Raw genomic sequence first — 18,107 nt, 5'->3', positions numbered from 1 at the left:
CTGCGAGATCGGTAGAGATCGAGCAGGGATCCTGTGCTCGGCGGCTGCCTTCACCCGATACCTCCGGAGAAACGCATGACCACCGTGACCCGCGCGCCCTCGGCCAGCCGTACGCGTAGAGACGACCGCCGGGCGCTCACCTTCAAGCAGAAGCTCAGCCGTTTCGACGTGAAGGCATCCCCGTACTTCTACGTCGCCCCGTTCTTCGTCCTGTTCGGACTGGTCGGCCTCTTCCCCCTCATCTACACGTTCGTCGTCTCGCTGAACAACTGGAACCTGCTCACGGGTCCCGGCGAGTGGGTCGGCTTCGCCAACTACCTGGCCGAGCTGAAAGACCCGTTCTTCTGGAACTCGCTCTTCAACACGGTGAGCATCTTCCTGCTCTCGGCCATCCCGCAGCTCATCGCCGCCGTCTTCATCGCGGCCATGCTCGACCAGAACATCCGCGCCAAGACCTTCTGGCGGATGAGCGTGCTGCTCCCCTACGTCGTCACCCCCGTCGCCGTCACGCTGATCTTCTCGAGCGCGTTCGACGAGAAGTACGGGCTCATCAACAACATCCTCCAGGCCGTCGGCCTCGACCCGGTGATGTGGAAGACGGAGACCTTCCCCGCCCACGTCGCGATCGCCACGATGGTCAACTGGCGCTGGACCGGCTACAACGCGCTCATCCTGCTCGCCGCCATGCAAGCGGTGCCGCGCGACATCCACGAGTCGGCCGCCCTCGACGGCGCCGGCCAGTTCCGCCGGTTCTTCTCGATCACGCTGCCGAGCATCCGGCCGACCATGATCTTCGTCATCATCACGGCGACCATCGGCGGCCTGCAGATCTTCACGGAACCGAAGCTCTTCAACCCCTCGAGTGCGGTGCCCGGCGGACCGCAACGGCAGTACCAGACGACCGTGCTCTACCTCTGGGACATGGCGTTCAACCGCCAGAACTTCGGCAAGGCGTCCGCGATCGCCTGGATGCTGTTCCTCATCATCGTGCTGTTCGGCGTGCTGAACTTCCTCATCTCGCGCCGCATCGCCTCCACCGAGGCCCGCGCCCACCGCAAGCGCACCGCGCGCCGGCTGGCCCGCAGCCGTGCGGCCGCCGTCCCCGCCGGAGCCGCGGCGGCAGCGGGCGCCGCCACCGAGACCGACGCCGAACCGGAGGAGGCCGGCGCCGAGGGCGCCCGTGTCCTGGCCGCGGCGAGCGAGGAGAAGAACGTATGACCGCCACCGCGCCCAAGGCCCAGGGCCCCGCCCGCACCCGCGCTCCCAAGCGCCGCGCGCTCGGCATCGACCGCCGCCCCGGGTTCCTCACCTACGGCATCCTGCTCGCCCTGTTCATCGGCGGCGCCTACCCGCTGTGGTGGTCGTTCGTCGCAGGATCCAGCAACAGCACCGTTCTCACCTCCACCTGGCCGCCGCTGCTGCCGGGCGGGCAATTCTGGAAGAACGTCGGCGAAGTGCTCGACACCGTGCCGTTCTGGCAGGCGCTCGGCAACTCGATCATCGTCTCCACGGTGATCACGGTCTCCGTCGTCGCGTTCTCCACGCTCGCCGGCTACGCGTTCGCCAAGCTGCGCTTCCGCGGACGCGAGGGCCTGATGGTGTTCGTGATCGCGACGCTCGCCGTCCCGACCCAGCTCGGCATCATCCCGCTGTTCATGGTGATGAAGCAGTTCGGCTGGACGGGCACGCTCGGCGCGGTCATCGTCCCGACGCTGGTGACGGCGTTCGGCGTGTTCTTCATGCGGCAGTACCTGGTCGACGTGATCCCCGAGGAGCTGATCGAGGCGGCGCGCGTCGACGGCGCCAACATGATCCGCACGTTCTGGCACGTCGGCGTGCCCGCAGCGCGTCCCGCGATGGCGATCCTCGGCCTCTTCACCTTCATGACCGCGTGGACGGACTACCTCTGGCCGCTGCTCGTCGCCCCGCAGAACCCGACGCTGCAGGTCGCGCTCAGCCAGCTCCAGTCCGCCAAGTACGTGGACTACTCGATCGTGCTCGCCGGCGCCGTGCTCGCCACCATCCCCCTGCTCATCCTCTTCGTGCTCGCCGGCCGGCAGCTTGTCTCCGGCATCATGGCGGGTGCGGTGAAGGGGTGAGCGTGACCGACAATCACGACTCCCAGCGCTTTGCCGCAGCCTCCGGGCTCAGCCGGTCAAGGCGCGGTGAAAGGCTAAGAATGACCGACAACCGCTGGCCGGAAGGCTTCCTCTGGGGCTCGGCCACGGCCGCCGCGCAGATCGAGGGCGCCGCCCACGAGGGCGGCAAGGAGGACTCCATCTGGGATGCCTTCGCCCGCGTCCCGAACGCGATCGCCGGCGGCGACACCCCGGAGCGGGCGGTGGACCACTACCACCGGATGCCGCAGGACGTCGCCCTGATGAAGGAGCTCGGGCTGCAGTCGTACCGGTTCTCCACCTCCTGGGCGCGCATCAAGCCGGGCGACCGGGACCCGAACCCGGCCGGCCTCGACTTCTACTCGCGCCTGGTCGACGAGCTGCTGGAGGCGGACATCCTGCCCTGGCTCACGCTCTACCACTGGGACCTGCCGCAGGCGCTGGAGGAGAACGGCGGCTGGGCGAACCGCGACACCGCCGCGCGCTTCCGCGACTACGCCGTGACGGTCTACGAGGCCCTCGGCGACCGCGTCACGCACTGGACGACCTTCAACGAGCCGCTGTGCTCGTCCCTGATCGGCTACGCGGGCGGTGAGCACGCGCCGGGCAGGCGCGAGCCGCGCGCCGGCCTCGCCGCGCTCCACCACCAGCACCTCGCCCACGGACTCGCGACGGCCGCGCTTCGCGAGCTCGCCGCCGAGCAGCAGCGGGACCTGAAGGTCGGGATCACGCTGAACCTCACGAACGCGATCCCGGACGACCCGGCCGACCCGGCGGATCTCGATGCGGCCCGACGCATCGACGGCCTCTGGAACCGGATGTACCTGGAGCCGCTGCTGCTCGGCACCTATCCCGCCGACGTGCTCGAGGACCTGCGCGAGCACCGCTTCGAGGAGCTGGTGCACGACACCGACCTGCGCACGATCGCGCAGCCGATCGACTTCCTCGGGGTGAACCACTACCACGACGACAACGTGAGCGGGCGCCCGCTCCCCGCCGACGCCGTCCCCGGGCTGACGCCGACCGACCGGCCGACCTCGTCGCCGTTCGTCGGCAGCGAGTTCGTGACGTTCCCGTCGCGCCACCTGCCGACGACCGCGATGGGCTGGGAGGTGAACCCGGGCGGGCTCCGCACGCTGCTCGTCCGGCTCACCGCGGAGTATCCGACGCTCCCGCCGCTGTACATCACGGAGAACGGCGCCGCCTACGACGATGTCGTGAGCGAGGACGGACGCATCCACGACTCCGAGCGCGAGGCGTACATCCTCGCCCACGTGGATGCGGTGCGCGAGGCGATCACGGACGGCGCCGACGTCCGCGGATACTTCGTGTGGTCGCTGCTCGACAATTTCGAGTGGGCGTGGGGGTACGAGAAGCGGTTCGGCATCGTCCGGGTCGACTACGAGACGCAGCAGCGCACCGTGAAGGATTCCGGCCTGGCGTTCGCGCGGCTCATCGCGGACGCGCGCACGGACGAGGCGGCCCTGGCGGCTGGACCTGCGTCGGCACGCGTCTAGCATGTGACTCGGACCCAGGAGAGGAACGCATGACCACGGAGCAGGTGGACGGCCGCGCCGTCCCCACCCTCGAGGCGGTGGCAGCACGCGCGGGCGTCTCGCGCGCCACCGTGTCGCGCGTGGTGAACGGCTCCACGAAGGTCACCCCGGAGGTCGTGGATGCGGTGACGCGCGCGATCGCCGACCTCAACTACGTTCCCAACCGCGCGGCGCGCTCACTCGCCTCCCGCCGCACGCAGGTGATCGCGCTGGTCGTGCCGGAGTCGACGGCCAAGGTCTTCGCGGACCCGTTCTTCGCCTCCATCGTTCAGGGCGTCGCGCTGAGCCTGGCCGACACCGAGTACACGCTCAACATGGTGATCTCGTCGGAGACGAACCCGGACAAGACCCGGCGCTACCTGATGGGCGGCAACGTGGACGGCGCGCTGGTGGTCTCCCACCACTCCGGCGACCACTCGTACGCGCAACTTGGATCCACCCTGCCGATCGTGTTCGGCGGGCGGCCGGTGAGCGAGGAACGCGGCGAGTCGTTCTTCGTCGACGTGGACAACGCCGCGGGGTCGTTCGGCGCCACCGAGCACCTCATCGCGCGGGGGCGCCGCTCCATCGCGCTGATCACCGGACCGCAGGACATGCCCGCCGGCCTCGATAGGTACCTCGGCTGGCGGCGCGCACTGGAGGAGCACGGGCTCGACCACTCCCTCGTGGAGTACGGCGACTTCTCCCCGCTCTCGGGCATGGAGGCGATGCGTCGCCTGCTCGCCACCGGCCGGCCGATCGACGGCCTGTTCGCGGCCAACGACCAGATGGCCGCCGGGGCGTATTCGGCGATCCACGAGGCGGGGCTGCGCATCCCCGAAGACATCGCGGTGGTCGGCTTCGACGACGACAACTTCGGCCTCACCGCAACGCCGCCGCTGACAACGGTGCACCAGCCCTCGATCGGGCTGGGCGAGACGATGGCGCGCGTGCTGGTGCGCCGCCTCGCGGGCGAGCCGGTGGAGCGCGTAACGCTGCTCCCGACCGAGCTCGTCGTCCGCCAGAGCAGCTAGCGCGCCCGGCGCCGCCCGTCCACCGAGCCCCGAAGGGCACGTCGTTGTCACTTTTCGGGGCCAAAAGCGACAACAACGTGCCCCTCGGGATCGAGGGGCACGTTGACGGCACTGCTCGTGCGGGAAACGGTTGCCCACGAAGGGGCGGGCTACGCGCGGAAGGCTCGGAGCTCGGCGGCGGTCGGGTACGAGGCCTGGGCGCCGGGGCGCGAGGCGGCGAACGCGCCGACTCCTGCCGCGAAACGCGCGGCGGCGAGTAGGTCGTCACCGTCCGCAAGGCGGAGCAGCAGGGCGCCCATGAAGGCGTCGCCTGCGCCGGTGGTGTCCACCGGGGTGATCCGCACGGCCGGGATGTGCGCGGGCTCCGCATCCCCATCCACCACCAGGCAGCCGTCGCCGCCCCGGGTCACGACCGCGCGGCGCACGCCGAGAGCGGCGAAGCCGTCGCGGACGGCGGAGGGATCGGACGCGACCGCGCCCTCCACCACGCCGAGCAGCGCCTCCGCCTCCCCCTCGTTGACGAGGAGCACGTCCGCGAGCGGCGCCAGTTCGCGCGCCGCCGGGCCGAACGGGGACGGATTGAGCAGCACGGTCACCCCGGCCGCGCGACCGCGCTCCGCCGCGTCCCGGACGGTCGCCACCGGCACCTCCAGGCACAGCCCGAGCACCGCGGCGCCCGCGAGCGCGTCGTCGGTCAGGTCGGCCGGTGCGAGCGTCGCGTTCGCGCCGGCGGAGACCACGATGGTGTTCTCGCCGTCCGCGGCGACCGTGATCAGCGCGGTGCCCGTTGCGACGCCGTCGCGCACCGAGACGGTCGCGATGTCCACGCCGGCGTCGGAGACCGCCGCGCGCAGCAGCTCACCGTTGGCGTCCGCTCCCACGGCGCCCACCAGCGAGACGTCGCCGCCGAGCCGGCCGGCAGCGACCGCCTGGTTCGCGCCCTTCCCCCCGGCGCCGATGCTGAGGTCGCCGCCGGAGACGGTCTCGCCCGCCCGCGGGAAGCGCTCGGTCCGCACGACCAGGTCGGCGTTCAGCGAGCCGACCACGAGGATGCGGCCGGTCACCGGTCCGCGCCGATCTCGGCCGACGCCGGGCGCGGGATGAGGAAGGACACCGCGAAGGCGACCGCCGTGATGGCGGCGCCGAGCAGCATCCCGGCCGAGTATCCCGTGGTCGACGACGCCGGAGCGCCGGTCGCCACCTGCAGCGCGGGGAGCAGCGCGAAGCTGAGGCCGGCGCCGAGGTTGAACGCGCCCGCGTTGAGGCCAGGCAGGAAGCCGGGGTTCTCCGAGGGCGACAGCACGACACCGAGGCCGTTCAGGACGATGTTCGCGATGCCGGCGTAGGTGATGCCGAGCAGCACCGTGGTCGCGATGAGCACGGGGAGCGAGTGAATGCCGACGAACGCCATCACCACGGTCGCGAGCACGCTGCCGCCGAGGCCGATCCGCAGGATGCGGCGGTAGCCGAGCGACGGCGCGAGACGCCCGGCGAGCGGGCCGACCAGCCAGCCGACAAGCGCGTACGGGGTGAGGAAGGCGAGGGAGGCGAGGTCGGGGGCCATCCCGAAGCCGGCATCCGCGTTCTGGGCGAGCGAGGTGACGAGACCGTTCACGACCGCGAAGACGCCGGTCATCGTCAGGAGCGTCGTCAGCAGCAGCGCCCAGGTCGCGCGGCGGCGCAGCAGCGGGGTCGGGACGAGCGGCTCGCGCACCCGGTTCTCGACTGCCCAGAACGTGGCGAAGGCGAGCACGGCGACCGCGAGCGACACGATCACGAGCACCCAGTTCGCTGCGGCGAGGCGGCCGGCCTCGTTGAGACCGGTCAGCAGCGCGCCGATGGACACGACGAGCGGGAGCACTCCCCACCAGTCCATCCGCACCCCGGCGGACGGCCGGGACTCCACGCCCCAGGCGGCGAGCATGACGACCGCGATCACGGTGACGAAGGCGATCGCCCAGAACACCGAGCGGAAGCCGAAGGTGGTGGCGAGCCAGCCGCCCGCGATCGCGTCGACGCCGGCGATGCCGCCGTTCACCGCGGTGAGCAGGCCCATCGCGGCGCCGTAGCGGCGCGGGTCGCTGATCTCGGAGCGCAGCATCAGCAGGCAGATCGGGACGACGGGCCCGGCGACGCCCTGCACGATGCGGCCTGCGAACAGCATCCCGACGTTCAGGGCGAGCGCGGCGATGACGCTGCCCGCGAGCATGACCACGAGCATCCCGATGAGGACGCGCTTGCGGCCGAGGATGTCGCTGAGCCGCGGCAGGAACAGCGAGAACAGCGCGGCGACGGTGAAGAAGAGCGTCTGCGAGAGGCCGATGGTGGCGTCGTCGGTGTGCAGCTCGTGCGCCATCGTGACAAGCACGGGGCTCAGCATGCTGGCGTTCAGCTGGAAGGCGACGCAGGCGGCGAGCAGCGCGGCGGTCAGGGCGGCGATGCGCACGGGACGGCCGGAGCGGCCGGTTCCGTCGGCGTTCCCGGCACCGGCCGTGGGCGTCGAGCCGGTCGAGGCGGTGGACGGCGCGCTCATGCCCGCACCTCCGGCTCGCCGATGCGCTCGAGGGCGTCGACGACGAGACCCCAGAAGCGCTCGTGGTCGAGTTCGAGAGCGGCCCAGGTGGGGCAGTCCTCGGGGGCGGGCGTGCGGCGGTCGGCCACGGTCATCCCGGTGGTCAGGCGGCCCTGGGTCTCGATCGCGATCGGCATCCGCTCGGCGCGCACGATGGTCGGGTCGATGACGTACGCGACGGCGCAGGGGTCGTGGACCGGCGGGCTGTCGAAGCCCTGAACGTCGGCGTAGGTGCGGCCGAAGAACTCCAGCAGCTCGCCGACGAACCGCGCGGGGCCGGTGCCGACGGCGGCGATGCGCTCGGCGACCTCCGGAGTCGCGAGCGCCTGGTGGGTGAGGTCGAGCCCGACCATCACGACCTTCCACCCGGCGCTGAAGACGATGTCGGCCGCCTCCGGGTCGATCACGATGTTGAACTCGGCGACCGGGCTCCAGTTGCCGACGTGCACGCCGCCGCCCATCAGGACGACCTGCTTCACCCGTTCGACGATGCGCGGCTCCCGGCGCACGGCGAGGGCGATGTTGGTGAGGGCGCCGGTCGGCACGATGGTGACCGTTCCCGGCTCGTGCGCCATGACGGTGTCGATGATGAGGTCGACGGCGTGCCGCTGGTCGAGCGCGAAGGACGCGTCCGGCAGCACCGGGCCGTCGAGGCCGGACTCGCCATGGATGTCCGGGGCGATCTCGACCGGTCGCACCAGCGGCCGGTCGGCGCCCGCCGCGAACGGGATGCCGGCGATGCCGGCGACCGTCGCGACGGCCAGCGCGTTGCGCGTGACCTTCTCCAGGGTCTGGTTGCCTGCGACGGTGGTGACCGCCAGCAGGTCGATGTCGGGGTTGCCGTGCGCGAGCAGCAGCGCGATCGCGTCGTCGTGGCCGGGGTCGCAGTCCAGGATGATCTTCTCCACTGAGGGAGCCTCCGCTTCGTCGGGGAACGTAAAACGCTTGACACCCTAAGCGTAAAGCGCTTGACGTCGCAACTCCGCCCGCGGGCGATAGCATCTCAGGCATGGCAGCCACTCCGCGCATCCCGTCGCGCGTGACCGCGGCCATGGTCGCCGAACGCGCGGGGACGAGCATCGCGACCGTCTCGCTCGTCGTCAACGGCAAGCACAGGGGCCGGGTCTCCGACGAGAACGCCGACCGCGTCCGCGCGGCGGTCCGGGAGCTCGGCTACATCGTCGACGGCACCGCGAGCGCGCTGGCCCGCGGCACGAGCGACGTCGTCGTCCTGCTCGCGCCCGACCTCCCCAATCCCTACTTCGGCCGCGTCATCAAGGGCGTGCAGGAGGAGCTGGACGACCGGTTCCAGCTGCTGCTCTCCGCCGCGTCCAGCGGGCGGCAGCCGACCGCGACCGACGTGCGGCGGCTCGCCGCGCTGCGCCCCGCGGGCCTGCTCGTCTCCGCGCCCGGCCCGGACTTCCTCGACGAGGTGCCGCCCGGCATCCCCCTCGTCCTCCTGGATGCACCGGGGCTGGAGACGCGCGCCGTCGCCGTCAACTACGACATCGAGCCCGGCGTGGATGCGCTCGTCGCGCACCTCGCCGAGCGCGGCCACCGCACCATCGGCTACCTCGACGGCACCACCCCCGCCGCCACCTACATCCTGCGCAGGGAGGCGCTCGCCCGGCTGGCCGCGGCCAGGGGGATGACCGTGCTCGCCGACGAGGACGCCCGCAGCGGACCGGACACCGCGGAGGCCGCCGCGGTCGTCGCACGCGTCCTGCCGCGCTGGCGTGATGCCGGCGTGACCGCGATCGTCGCCGCGGCGGACACGCTCGCCCTGGGCGTCCTCGCCGCCTGCGCGGACGCCGGCGTGCGCATCCCGGAGGACCTGGCGGTCGCGGGCTTCGACGACCTGCCGGCCGCGGCCGTCACCGCCCCGAGCCTGACGAGCGTCGCACTGCCCGGCGACGCGCTCGGCCGCGAGGCGGCGCACCGCCTTGTCGCGCTGCTCGACGGCGAGAGCCCGCGCGAACGACGGCCCGGTCTGCTGGATGCGACCCTCATCGTCCGTGCCTCCACCTCCGCGCCCGCTCGGGCGGCCGACGCCCCGGAACCGAGCGGCACGTAACCGGTTCAGGCGAGGGCGCGGTACAGACGATTGCCGATGACGGCCAGGAACAGGCCGGTCGCCGCGATCGCGGCCACGCCGCCCGCGTAGGCGATGAACAGGTGCTCCGAGCCGCCCTGAGTGGAGAAGTAGGTGACGGCGAGCGCGACCAGTGAGCCGACCATGAACACGAGCGCGATCCACAGCAGCGCCCACAGCTTGGCCTGCACCGGCGGGTCCGCCGGCGGAAGCCGCAGCCCCGCGAGCACGACGCCCGCGATGGACGCCCAGAACGCGACCACCAGCATCCCAGCGATCACGTCGCTCGGGCGGTGCCATTGCTCGACGAGGGTGGATGCGCCGGCGGCGACCGTGAACACCGATCCGACGACGGCGGCGACCGGGCGGTAGCGCGGCGAGCAGACCAGGAAGACGACAAGCGCGGCGGAGCCGGCGACGGCGGTGTGACCGGACGGCAGCGAGTTCGCCAGCCCGACATCCACCCCCTTCGGCGGACGCGACAGGATGGCGTACTTCAGCACCTGGGTGCTCACGTTGACCGCGACGGCCGCGCCGATGGCGATCCCGAACACGAGCCAGTTGCGGCGCACGAGCACGATGACGATCGCGATGATCGCGCCGATGACCACGGAGGCGACAGGGAGGGCGTCGAGGAACGTCCTGGCGAACTCGATGAGGTCGCCCTTCCAGGCGTCCGCTCCGGCGAACGCCCGCTCGTCGATGACCTGGCCGATGTAGCTGCGCACGAAGACGAGGTAGATCAGCGTGAAGGCGACGGCGGAGCCCAGCGCGGCCCAGACGAAGGGCAGAGCACGGAGCGGGGGTCGCATAGTCAACAACCCTTCCACACGCTTCTTGCCAAAACCCTGACGTCGTCTGCGCGTCCGGTCAGTCCAGGAAGCGCACGCCGTCGGCGGCGGAGAGGCGCTCGCGCATCACGGCGATCGCGTCCGGGTTGCTGTCCACCAGCAGGAAGCGCCGGCCGAGCGCCGACGCGACGGCGCCGGTCGTGCCGCTCCCCGCGAAGAAGTCGAGCACCCAGTCGCCCTCCTCGCTGGAGGCCTGGACGATCCGCCGCAGCACCCCCTCCGGCTTCTGCGTCGGGTACCCGGTCTTCTCCCTCCCGGTCGGGGACACGATCGTGTGCCACCAGACGTCGGTCGGCAGCTTGCCGAGCTCGGCCTTCTCCGGAGTCACCAGGCCGGGAGCCATGTACGGCTCGCGGTCGACCGCGGACGAGTCGAAGAAGTAGCCGCGCGGGTTCTTCACGTACACGAGGATGGTGTCGTGCTTGGCGGGCCACCGGTTCTTGGCCTTCGCTCCGTAGTCGTACGCCCAGACGATCTCGTTGAGGAACGACTCCCTGCCGAAGAGCGCATCCAGCAGCACCTTGGCGTAGTGCGCCTCGCGGTAGTCCAGGTGCAGGTACAGCGTGCCGTCGTCGGCGAGCACCCGCCAGGCCTCGATCAGCCTCGGCTCCAGGAACTCCCAGTAGTCGTCGAAGCGGTCGTCGTAGCTGAGCAGGTCGCCCTTGATCCGCTCATAGCTGCGGCCCTTGAAGCCGATGACGCTGCCCGCGCCGCCCTCGGAGCGCACGGACGTCGTCCGCCGCCGCGCCTGCGGGCGGCCGGTGTTGAACGGCGGATCGAGGTAGATCAGGCGGAACGCGGCGTCCGGAAGCGAGGCGATCACGCCGAGGTTGTCGGCGTGGACGACCGTGCTCGGCGCGTCCGGATGCCAGAGCGGCGGCGCGGCATCGGCGGAGACGGGCTGGAGCATGCCTCCATTGTCCCGTACGGCGGGATACTGTGGCGGCATGACGCTGACCGTGGAGAACCAGCCCGACCAGTCCCGCTACGCCCTGCTCGGCGACGGTGAGGTGGTCGGGGTCGCGGAATACGACCTGCGCGACGACGCGATCGTGTTCACGCACACCGAGATCGACGAGGAGAAGCGGGAACGCGGCATGGCCTCGCAGCTGGTGCAGGCGGCCCTCGACGACGTGCGCGACAACACCGACCGCCGCGTCGTCGCCTCGTGCCCCTATGTGCGCCGCTGGCTGGAGGACCACCCGGACTACCAGGCGCTGCAGCGCCGCTGAGTCGCACGCCCGCCGAGGGGCGTGCGGCGGCTAGCGGCGGCGGGTGGGCGCGCTCGCGCGGCCGTCCTCGCTGGGGGCGCGGCCCTCGGCGCGCTGGCCGCGGCCGGCCCGGCCGACGTCGATCGTGATCTTGCCGCCGTCCCACGCGCCCTTGTCGCCGTCGCCGGGAAGCGGCGCGGGCGCGGGCAGGAACGACTGGCGGTCCAGCTCCTGCTGCGCCTCGTGACGGGTCGGCGCGAAGATCTCGTCGAACGATCCGCCGATGGCACCGCTCATGGTCCCTGACCCGCGGTGCGCCTTGTTGGAGAGGTCGATCCAGCCGAGCTTGACCGCGACGATCACCACCACGACGAGCACCGCCACGGCGCCGACCACCCACCAATTCACCCGTCAAGGGTACCGGAGGCACGCCCGGCCGCCCGAGGACGCACAGGGAAGACCAAGGTCGGCGGACGTCCGCCCTACCCGACCCCCGGCACCGGCAGCACCAGCGGACGGCCCGTCCGCGGATGCTCCACCACATCCACCGGATGCGCGTAGACACCGCTCAGCAGGGCGGGCACGAGCACCGTCTCCGCGTCCCCGGTCGCGACGACGCGACCGCCGGAGAGCAGCACGATGCGGTCGGCGTAGGTCGCGGCGAGGTTCAGGTCGTGCAGCACGGCGAGCACCGCGCGTCCGGTTCGGGCGAGCTGCGCGGCGAGCGCGAGCACCTGCTCCTGGTGGCCGAGGTCCAGGGCGTCGGTCGGCTCGTCGAGGAGCACGATCGGGCAGTCCTGCGCGAGCACGCGCGCGAGCGAGACCCGTGCCAGCTCGCCGCCGGAGAGCGTGGTCACGTCGCGGTCGGCGAGCCGGGTCGTGCCCGTCCTCTCGAGGGCGTCGGCCACCGCCTCCTCGTCGCGCTCGCTCTGCGGCGTGCGCGCCCAGGGCAGACGCCCCATCGCGACGACCTCGCGCACCGGGTAGGAGAAGGAGACGCCCTTCTGCTGCAGCAGCACGGCGCGCAGCCTCCCGAGCTCGGCGGGGCGCATCCGCCGCGCGTCCCTGCCGTCGACCAGCGCGACGCCCTCGTCGGGCACGGTGTCGCCGGCGAGGGCGCCGAGCGCGGTCGACTTGCCGGCGCCGTTCGGTCCGATCAGGGCGACCAGCTCGCCGGGACGCACCGCCAGGTCGACGGCGTCCAGGATGCGGCGGCCGCCGAGCGAGACGCCGACGCCCCGCAGCTCCGCCCCGGTCACGACCGCTCCCCCGAGGCGACGGTGCGGCGCAGCAGCAGGAAGAACACGGGTCCGCCGACCAGCGCCGTGAACATCCCGATCGGGAGGTCGGCGAACGGGACGAGCGTGCGGGCGCCGACATCGGCGATCGCGATCAGCAGCGCGCCGCCGAGGGCGCTGGCCGGCAGCAGTGCGGCGTGCGCGGGGCCGATCAGCAGCCGCAGCAGGTGCGGGACGATGAGGCCGACGAAGGCGATGATCCCGGCGAACGAGACCGCCGCGGCCGTCAGCAGCGCGACCAGCAGGATGGCCGTCAGCCGCACCCGCTCCACCGGGACCCCGAGGTGGCGGGCCGTCCGGTCGCCGAGCGCGAGCACATCCATCCGCCGCGCGAGCAGGCACGCCCCGACGACGCCGACGGCAAGCAGCGGGAGCGTGACCGCCACGGCAGACCAGGTCGCGCCGTTCAGCGAGCCGAGCTGCCAGAACATGATCTGCTCGCGGCCCGCGGTGTCGGCGGCGAACACGAGCAGCGCGATCAGGGCGTTCGCGATGGCGTTGACGGCGATGCCGGTCAGCACCAGCATCAGCACCCGGGTCCGGCCGCGCGCCCGCGCGAGCACGTAGACCAGCAGCGTCGTCACGACCCCCGTCGCGAACGCGGCGGCGGGGACGGTCGCGGAGCCGAACGCCTGCATCCCGAACACGATGGCGGCGCACGCGCCCACCGCGGCGCCGGCGGAGACGCCGACGACGGCGGGCTCGGCAAGCGGGTTGGCGAAGACCCCCTGCATGAGCGCTCCCGCGATGCCGAGGGCCGCGCCGACGGTGAGGCCGAGGGCGATGCGCGGGAACCGGACGTTCCACAGCGCGCCGTCCGCGTACGCATCCGCGGGCGCGGTCGGAGCGAGCCCGAGCCGCCGCCCGATCGAGGAGAGGATCTCCGCGGGCGACAGCGAGAACTGGCCGACGGCCGCGGAGAGCAGCACCACCGCGAGCAGCGCGACGACGAGGCCGCCGATCACGAGCCCGCGCCGCGCCCTGGCGCGTGCGACGGCCGAGGACCCGTGATGCGCCCGCCGCACGGTCGCCTCGCTCGCGCGGAGGCCCTGCGCGGTCATCCCGCCGCTCCCGGCCGGTAGAGCGCGTCGGCGAGCGACCGCAGCACGGCGGGGGTGGACGGCCCGAATGACAGCACCTGCCCGTCCGCCATGTCGACCACCCGGCGGTGCTGCCCGGCGAGGGTGTCGGCGACGCCGGGACGCTCGAGCAGGCCGTCGACGCCGCCGGTCGACGCGAGTCCGTCCGTCATCGTCAGAAAGACGTCCGGATTCGTTGCGAGCAGCGCCTCGCTGCTCGCCGGTCTGGCCCCGGTGATCCCTGCAGCGGTCGCGACGTCCACCGCGCCGACGGCCGAGATGAGCGCATCGGCGCCGTATCCCTTCCCGAACAGGAAGAAGACCCCGGCCCTGCCGCGGACGTAGAGGAACGCCACCCGGAGCGCGCGGTCGGCCGCGGGTGCGATCGCCGCGATGTCCGCCTTCGCAGACGCCAGCTCGGCGTCCGTTCGCTCGACGAGCCTCCTGCCCAGGGCGTCGAGGCCCACGGTGTGCGCGACCGTCTCGATCTGCGCGCCGATGGTGTCGATGCTGCGCTTGGGGTCGAAGAAGACGACCGGCACGCCGGACACGCGCAGCTGATCCTGCACCTCGCGCGGGCCGAGCGTGGTGTCGGTGAGGACGAGGGTCGGCCGCAGCGCGAGGATCGCCTCGCCGTTCAGCTCGTGACCGTTCCGGGTGACGAGCGGCAGCGCGGCCATCGAGCCGAGCGCGTTGGAGGAGCCGCGCCCGACCAGGCGGTCGCCGAGCCCCAGCCCGACCACGGTCTCGGCGAGGGTGCCGTAGATGTCGAGTGCGAGGATGCGACTCGCGTCGGTCACCGTCACGCGCGTCCCGGTCGCGTCGGTGACGGTCACGGGCAGCGACGGCTTCGGCGAGCGCGCGATGGGCTCGATGTCCGGGATGGACGTGGCGGTCGAGGGGCCGGTGATCGCCCGCGGGTCGGGCAGTGCGTCCGACGGGCCGGATGTGGCGGGCGGGGTGCCGGTGACGGTCGTGGTCGGCGACGCAGCGGGTGCGGAAGCGGCGCATCCCGCCAGCAGGACCGTCGCCGTCGCGAGGGCCGCGAGGGCCACGGCGCGACGCGGCCGGACGCCCCGCGCACGCCCGAGGGCGGCGCGTGCTGCGCCGCCCTCGGTGGAGAGGTGTGCGGTGGAGAGGGGTGCCGTGGAACTCACACCGTCTCCGCGGTCGCGCGGGCCCGCCTGCGCTGGGCGACCAGCACGGCGGCCACGCCGGTGAGCAGCAGCACTCCGACGATCAGCGGCCACTGACCGGCGCCGTCGCTTCCGGTCGACGCGAGCGCCGAGCCGGCCGCGGCCGTGCTGCTGTCGCAGGCCACCGCGGCTCCGAGCGGAAAGGCGAACGACACCGGGTCGAGCGCCGTCCCCGCCGTGTAGAAGCCGGCGAACGCCTTCGCACCGTCCGCGGTCAGCGTGGCGGCGGCGCCGTCGACGGCGAACGTCGATCCGGATGCGGTGGCACCGCCCAGCGCGACGGTCGCGAACGAGACGCCCGAGAAGTCGCTCGGCGTGCCGCTCATGTCGGTCGAGTGGACGTCCGCGATCAGGGTCGCGCCGTCCGCGCCGGTGACGCGCAGGGCGATGTTCGAGAGCACGAGGTTCAGCAGCCCGTCGTGCCCGGTGAACGCCACCGAGCCGGGGAACCGCACGACACCGCGCGTCTCGGTGGGGTTGAAGCTCCCCGAGCCGCCGCTCCAGGCGTAGCGGCCGCCCTCGTAGCCGACGCCGTTCAGCGTCCACGAGCCGTTCGCGATCCCGCCGCTGATGTAGCTGCGGAAGCTCGCCTTGACGCCCCAGTCCAGCGTCGCACCGTCGACCGAACGCGCGACGCAGACGGGCTCGGCCGTTCCGGCCGCGGCAGGAGCGGCTGGCCCGGCCGACGCGCCGGCCGCCGTCACCGTGTGCGGCACCGAAGCGGCGACGGACGGTGCGAACGCGGACCGGTCGTCGGGCGCGAAGCTCGCGGTGAAGGCGTGCGATCCGACCGCGAGTCCTGGGACCCGTGTGGTGACCGACGACGAGGTCGCTGCGGCGAGGGTGGACGGGATGCGCGCGGCGGCCGATGTCACGGTGGCGGCGGACGCGGTGGCGGACGCGGTCGCGCCCGGCATCGTCAGCCGCAGGTCCTTGGCGACGACGGCGCCCCTGTCGTACAGGGTCACCGTGCCGGCGGCCGCCGGCGTGACCGTGACCGTCACATCCACCGGCGCGCCCTGGACGGACGAACCGGCGACGCTGATCGAGAGTCGGGTCGCGACCGCGCCCGCGGTGGGGGCGGCGAAGGCGATCGGCGTGTAGGTGTCCTGCGACCGATCGGTGGACCCGTGCGCGCCGAAGGTGAACACGCCGCACTCCACGGTGAGGCAGTCCACCGTCTTCCCGTTGGACGAGAACGATGCCGTGACGCCGGTCATCGTCGTGGTGAACCTCCCGTCCGAGCCGATCCTCGGCCCGGCGACGCCGGACGGCGAGATCCACTGCGCGCCCTGGAAATAGCTCGCGTTGAGGAACCAGTTCGGGTCGCTCAGCACCGACTTCGGGGCGATGCCGAGGTAGACGCCGTTGCCGGTCGTCGCGAACCCGGACCCGGTGACGGTGATGACGCCCGCGGTCGTGTCGATGCCCGATGCCGGGGACACCGTGACGTGCGGGGCGCCCGGCACGGCCTTCGCGGTGACGGTGGCCGTGACCGAGTCGGAGCGCGCCGCCCCGAACGCACCGGCGTCGGCCGGCGTGTACCAGCCGCGCAGCGTGTGCGCGCCGACGGGGAGGGTGGAGGTCCGGAACACCGCCGTGTCGCCGGTCACGTTCACCGTGCCGTACGCGGTGTCGGGAGCGGTGGCGCCGCTGCCCTCGCCGAACACGACGGTGCCCGGGAACGCGGTCGGCCGGCCGGAGCCCTCGCCGCTCGCGGAGATCGTGGCCGTGTAGGTGAGCGTGGTGCCCTCGACCGCGGTCGCCGGGTCGACGGAGAGGCCGACGGTCACGGGCAACGGCTGCGGCTGCGCGGCGGCAAACGCGATCGGCGTGTAGGTGTCCTGGGTGCGGTCGCTCGAGCCGTGCGCCGCGAAGGTGTAGACGCCGCACTCCTCGCTCGCGCAGTCGACCGTGCGACCATTCGAGGCGAAGACCCCGGTGATGCCGGTGAGCGCCTGGCTGAACGACCCGTCGGCCGCGACCGTGCGCACCCACTTCACGCCCTGGTAGAAGCCCGCGTTGACGAACCAGCTCGGGTCGTCCTTCGCGGAGGCCGGGCCGACGCCGACGTACACGCCCATGACGGCCCCTCCGGTCGGCGCGAAGCCGGATCCGGTGACGGTGATGTCGGCGCCGGCCGCGTCGAGACCGGAGGCCTTCGAGAGCGTCACGGAGGCGGCGGCCGGCTGCGAGGCGGCGTTCACCGTGACGGTGATCACCGAGGCGGTCGACGGCGCGGCGGTCGACGCGTCGGCGGGGGTGAACGCCGCGCCGAGGGAGTGCGACCCGGGGGCGAGCGCGCTCGTGCTGAGCGTCGCGACGCCGCCGACGACGGCGGCGCTGCCGAGCGACGCGGAGCCGTCGGAGAACGCCACCGTGCCCGCCACGGCGGGAGCGACGGTCGCGGTCAGCGTGACGGACCGCCCCTCCTCGACCGTGGATGCGCTGCTCGCGATGGTGAGGGACGTCGCCTGCGGCTCCGGGGCGGCGAAGGCGAGCGCCGTGGTCGTGTTCTGCGACGGGTCGGCGAAGCCCTTGCCGTGCGCCTTGGAGGTGTAGATCGCGTAGGCGGGGACCTCGGCGGTGGGCGCGGGGATCGTCAGCCTGACCGAGAACGTGCCGTCCTCCGTCATGGGCGACGTGCGCTGGTCGCCGGAACCGACTTCTGTGTTGCCGACGGCGACCCACACCGTCTGGCCGGCCAGGAGGCTCGCCGATCCCTGGTAGAAGCCGGCGAGCCCGGCGGGGCCGACGCCGAGGTAGATGCCCGGGTCGCTGGTGTCGAAGCCGCTTCCGGTCACCGTGATGGTGCCGCCCGCGGCCGGCACCTCCGGCGCGGAGACCGCCGGGCCGGCGGCGAGGGCGGGCGCTGCGCCTGCGATGCCGAGGCCGGCGGCGCCGAGCGCCACGGCGACGATCGCCGCCAGCAATCGGCGCCCTCTGCGCGGTGTCGGGTGCGGCGGGATCGGGGGTGGAGACGTTCTCATGGCACTCCTGAGAGCGGGGCGACACAGCGGTCGCCTCGCCGATTCTTCTGGTGAGGTTTAGGTAAGGCTTAGCTAAGTAAGCCTTACCTAACCTAGCAGCAGCACCACGGTCGCCCGCAAGGGGCGGACGGC

General features: G+C 72.5%; 16 protein-coding genes. 6 read left to right on the top strand and 10 right to left on the bottom strand.

The window, feature by feature from the left end; translation table 11 throughout:
• Window positions 1-75: 75 nt before the first annotated feature.
• From AAME72_RS08595 to AAME72_RS08580, 4 genes are all read left to right on the top strand, one after another.
• Window positions 76-1,218 (top strand): sugar ABC transporter permease, encoded by a 1,143-nt coding sequence (locus AAME72_RS08595; RefSeq protein WP_348789824.1) that lies wholly within the window; start codon window positions 76-78, stop codon window positions 1,216-1,218.
• Complete coding sequence (locus AAME72_RS08590; RefSeq protein ID WP_348789823.1) at window positions 1,215-2,099, top strand: carbohydrate ABC transporter permease; 885 nt, start codon at window positions 1,215-1,217, stop codon at window positions 2,097-2,099. The genes AAME72_RS08595 and AAME72_RS08590 overlap by 4 nt, the downstream gene beginning before the upstream one ends.
• Before the next feature lie 80 nt (window positions 2,100-2,179).
• A complete protein-coding gene (locus tag AAME72_RS08585; RefSeq protein WP_348789822.1) occupies window positions 2,180-3,634 on the top strand; it encodes a GH1 family beta-glucosidase in 1,455 nt (484 codons plus the stop codon).
• 29 nt (window positions 3,635-3,663) lie between these two features.
• Window positions 3,664-4,686, top strand: a complete 1,023-nt coding sequence (locus AAME72_RS08580) for a LacI family DNA-binding transcriptional regulator (RefSeq protein ID WP_348789821.1) — start codon at window positions 3,664-3,666, stop codon at window positions 4,684-4,686.
• 149 nt (window positions 4,687-4,835) lie between these two features.
• Here the strand turns inward: AAME72_RS08580 and AAME72_RS08575 are convergent, their stop codons facing one another.
• The 3 genes from AAME72_RS08575 to AAME72_RS08565 are packed head-to-tail and all read right to left on the bottom strand — an operon-like array spanning window position 4,836 to window position 8,166.
• On the bottom strand, window positions 4,836-5,750 hold the full coding sequence (locus AAME72_RS08575) for a ribokinase (RefSeq protein ID WP_348789820.1): 915 nt from the start codon (window positions 5,748-5,750) through the stop codon (window positions 4,836-4,838).
• Entirely contained in the window at window positions 5,747-7,219 is a 1,473-nt protein-coding gene (locus tag AAME72_RS08570) for an MFS transporter (RefSeq protein ID WP_348789819.1), read from the bottom strand. Before AAME72_RS08570 ends, AAME72_RS08575 begins: the two co-directional genes overlap by 4 nt.
• On the bottom strand, window positions 7,216-8,166 hold the full coding sequence (locus tag AAME72_RS08565; RefSeq protein WP_348789818.1) for a nucleoside hydrolase: 951 nt from the start codon (window positions 8,164-8,166) through the stop codon (window positions 7,216-7,218). Before AAME72_RS08565 ends, AAME72_RS08570 begins: the two co-directional genes overlap by 4 nt.
• Before the next feature lie 101 nt (window positions 8,167-8,267).
• Between AAME72_RS08565 and AAME72_RS08560 the strand changes: the two genes are divergently transcribed.
• Window positions 8,268-9,332, top strand: a complete 1,065-nt coding sequence (locus tag AAME72_RS08560; RefSeq protein WP_348789817.1) for a LacI family DNA-binding transcriptional regulator — start codon at window positions 8,268-8,270, stop codon at window positions 9,330-9,332.
• A gap of 5 nt (window positions 9,333-9,337) precedes the next feature.
• Here AAME72_RS08560 and AAME72_RS08555 read toward each other — a convergent pair whose 3' ends face one another.
• Both AAME72_RS08555 and AAME72_RS08550 read right to left on the bottom strand, forming a co-directional pair.
• On the bottom strand, window positions 9,338-10,162 hold the full coding sequence (locus tag AAME72_RS08555; RefSeq protein ID WP_348789816.1) for a phosphatase PAP2 family protein: 825 nt from the start codon (window positions 10,160-10,162) through the stop codon (window positions 9,338-9,340).
• Window positions 10,163-10,220: 58 nt separating this feature from the next.
• Window positions 10,221-11,111 carry a site-specific DNA-methyltransferase gene (locus AAME72_RS08550; protein WP_348789815.1) on the bottom strand — a complete coding sequence of 297 codons (891 nt, stop codon included), beginning with the start codon at window positions 11,109-11,111 and terminating at the stop codon, window positions 10,221-10,223.
• Between the two features lie 37 nt (window positions 11,112-11,148).
• On the opposite strand from AAME72_RS08550, the gene AAME72_RS08545 reads away from it, so the two are divergent.
• The gene (locus AAME72_RS08545) at window positions 11,149-11,433 is read left to right on the top strand and encodes a GNAT family N-acetyltransferase (protein WP_348789814.1); all 285 of its coding nucleotides are present in this window, start codon (window positions 11,149-11,151) and stop codon (window positions 11,431-11,433) included.
• 30 nt (window positions 11,434-11,463) lie between these two features.
• Here AAME72_RS08545 and AAME72_RS08540 read toward each other — a convergent pair whose 3' ends face one another.
• From AAME72_RS08540 to AAME72_RS08520, 5 genes are all read right to left on the bottom strand, one after another.
• Complete coding sequence (locus AAME72_RS08540) at window positions 11,464-11,820, bottom strand: hypothetical protein (RefSeq protein ID WP_348789813.1); 357 nt, start codon at window positions 11,818-11,820, stop codon at window positions 11,464-11,466.
• Window positions 11,821-11,894: 74 nt separating this feature from the next.
• Entirely contained in the window at window positions 11,895-12,671 is a 777-nt protein-coding gene (locus AAME72_RS08535) for a heme ABC transporter ATP-binding protein (protein WP_348789812.1), read from the bottom strand.
• Window positions 12,668-13,771, bottom strand: coding sequence for an iron ABC transporter permease (locus AAME72_RS08530; RefSeq protein WP_348789811.1), 1,104 nt, complete (start codon window positions 13,769-13,771; stop codon window positions 12,668-12,670). Before AAME72_RS08530 ends, AAME72_RS08535 begins: the two co-directional genes overlap by 4 nt.
• A complete protein-coding gene (locus AAME72_RS08525; protein WP_348789810.1) occupies window positions 13,768-14,946 on the bottom strand; it encodes an ABC transporter substrate-binding protein in 1,179 nt (392 codons plus the stop codon). The genes AAME72_RS08530 and AAME72_RS08525 overlap by 4 nt, the downstream gene beginning before the upstream one ends.
• A complete protein-coding gene (locus AAME72_RS08520; RefSeq protein WP_348789809.1) occupies window positions 14,943-17,918 on the bottom strand; it encodes an HtaA domain-containing protein in 2,976 nt (991 codons plus the stop codon). The genes AAME72_RS08525 and AAME72_RS08520 overlap by 4 nt, the downstream gene beginning before the upstream one ends.
• Between the last annotated feature and the right edge of the window lie 189 nt (window positions 17,919-18,107).

It is taken from the genome of Leifsonia sp. NPDC080035 (assembly GCF_040050925.1).
Lineage (GTDB): Bacteria > Actinomycetota > Actinomycetes > Actinomycetales > Microbacteriaceae > Leifsonia.
This window is presented reverse-complemented; position numbering and strand designations above follow the sequence as displayed.

Coding starts and splice junctions, on each gene's coding strand:
- AAME72_RS08595 (WP_348789824.1), top strand. CDS start 76: ATGACCACCGTGACCCGCGCGCCCTCGGCCAGCCGTACGCGTAGAGAC.
- AAME72_RS08590 (WP_348789823.1), top strand. CDS start 1,215: ATGACCGCCACCGCGCCCAAGGCCCAGGGCCCCGCCCGCACCCGCGCT.
- AAME72_RS08585 (WP_348789822.1), top strand. CDS start 2,180: ATGACCGACAACCGCTGGCCGGAAGGCTTCCTCTGGGGCTCGGCCACG.
- AAME72_RS08580 (WP_348789821.1), top strand. CDS start 3,664: ATGACCACGGAGCAGGTGGACGGCCGCGCCGTCCCCACCCTCGAGGCG.
- AAME72_RS08570 (WP_348789819.1), bottom strand. CDS start 7,219: ATGAGCGCGCCGTCCACCGCCTCGACCGGCTCGACGCCCACGGCCGGT.
- AAME72_RS08560 (WP_348789817.1), top strand. CDS start 8,268: ATGGCAGCCACTCCGCGCATCCCGTCGCGCGTGACCGCGGCCATGGTC.
- AAME72_RS08555 (WP_348789816.1), bottom strand. CDS start 10,162: ATGCGACCCCCGCTCCGTGCTCTGCCCTTCGTCTGGGCCGCGCTGGGC.
- AAME72_RS08550 (WP_348789815.1), bottom strand. CDS start 11,111: ATGCTCCAGCCCGTCTCCGCCGATGCCGCGCCGCCGCTCTGGCATCCG.
- AAME72_RS08545 (WP_348789814.1), top strand. CDS start 11,149: ATGACGCTGACCGTGGAGAACCAGCCCGACCAGTCCCGCTACGCCCTG.
- AAME72_RS08530 (WP_348789811.1), bottom strand. CDS start 13,771: ATGACCGCGCAGGGCCTCCGCGCGAGCGAGGCGACCGTGCGGCGGGCG.